The organism is Mesorhizobium sp. B264B1B, from assembly GCF_020165765.1.
Taxonomy (GTDB): domain Bacteria; phylum Pseudomonadota; class Alphaproteobacteria; order Rhizobiales; family Rhizobiaceae; genus Mesorhizobium.
Window position 1 is genome coordinate 1 of the sequence record NZ_JAIUIS010000040.1, and the last position, 1,362, is coordinate 1,362.

Here is a 1,362-nt window from a genome sequence, read left to right on the forward strand (position 1 = left end):
GGGCAGTCTTAGAAGCAAACTTCTTCGTCGCCAGCGGCGCACCGCCCTCGTTCGTGAGGCGTATATAGTCGCCACCCCGACAAACTGTCAACACCGATCCAAGAAGTTTTTTCGATTTCTGGTGGAGATATCCGCAGGGTCGAAATTCGTGAGTTGACTAGGCTGAGTTTCCACATCGCTTTTTGCGCTTAGTCGCGCCTGGGATACTCGCTTCGGACCGTATGCCTCGCTTTGAAAATCGCTGTCCGCCCGACGGCTGCGGACCTTGCCCGAGCGGCTTTCAGCGGCGATCCTCCAGCAATTCCGGTGTGATGTTCCGGCCTGCGTAGAAGATGCCCAGGATCAGCACCTGCTCGCCCTCGACCGCAAAGGCAATGCTGACCGCCCGTCGGTAGCCGATGATCCGCAGTCCGGGCATGATCTCGCGCCGCTCGGCGCCACGCTGTGGAAAAGTCGATAGACCGAGACAATGGTCTTGAATACCCGCGACGAAATTCCAGGCGATCGCCGGCGATGCGCGCTCGGCTATGTCGTCATAGAGCCGTTCGAGTTCGGCTTGTGCGGCGGGATGAAAGACGATCCGATAGTCCATCCCCTACTTGGCTTTCGCCTGTTTCGCGCGATGGCGCGCCTCCAGCCGAGAAAAAACCGCCTCGGCCGGGATTCCTTTAGCTGGATCCTGCTGGAGCTCGGCCAGGCGCCCCGGAATTTCCACGCGCAGCCATCTTTCCCGCTCCGCCTCGAAATCCTCGAGCATGCGCAGGCCGGCGCGGACAACCTCGCTGGCATTGTTGTAGCGACCTGATTCGAGCTGTTTCCTGATGAAGCGCTCATAGTGGTCGTTCAGAGCGTAGTTGGGCATGACAACCTCCCGGAAAGAGACATGGGATCACGGCATGGATTTAGCAATAGATGTCAGATATTAGCAATTTCGACCGACGTCGACCAACCTGCATTTTGGTCCGATTGTCTCGCAGACAGGTTCGGATCGCTTGATTCGGCATAACCGAGATATCGCCTCGGTCGGGCCGTCGCGATCGGGGATCGCGCCTGCAGCCGATAGGTGGGATCTGCTCCTCGCGATCCCGCCGGGACAGCTGGCGCTGAAGCCGGCTGGGATGGAATCCTGCCGGCTGAATCCATTTTGCATTTTCGAGGCTGGCCTCGGCTCTGGGAAGCCCAATTTTCCGCCGCGCGAGCTGAGAGCTCGTCTTGGCCCCGAGGCATGGAACGACCGAGGCTTGGCCCTGGTCGCTTTGGCTTGGCTTTGGCGGGCGGATTGTGTTTGGTTTTGCGGGATTTGTTTTTGACCTTGGGCGTCGGCTTTGGGTGTTTGCTGGGCTGTGATGAGGGTTCTCAAAT

At 59.0% G+C, this 1,362-nt stretch carries 2 protein-coding genes; both read right to left on the reverse strand.

Annotation, left to right across the window (positions count from 1 at the left end; genetic code table 11):
• Window positions 1–280 precede the first annotated feature (280 nt).
• The gene (locus LB547_RS32240) at window positions 281–592 is read right to left on the reverse strand and encodes a type II toxin-antitoxin system RelE/ParE family toxin (protein WP_140664883.1); all 312 of its coding nucleotides are present in this window, start codon (window positions 590–592) and stop codon (window positions 281–283) included.
• A 3-nt stretch (window positions 593–595) separates the two neighbouring features.
• Window positions 596–862 carry a type II toxin-antitoxin system ParD family antitoxin gene (locus LB547_RS32245; protein WP_140664881.1) on the reverse strand — a complete coding sequence of 89 codons (267 nt, stop codon included), beginning with the start codon at window positions 860–862 and terminating at the stop codon, window positions 596–598.
• Window positions 863–1,362: the final 500 nt, after the last annotated feature.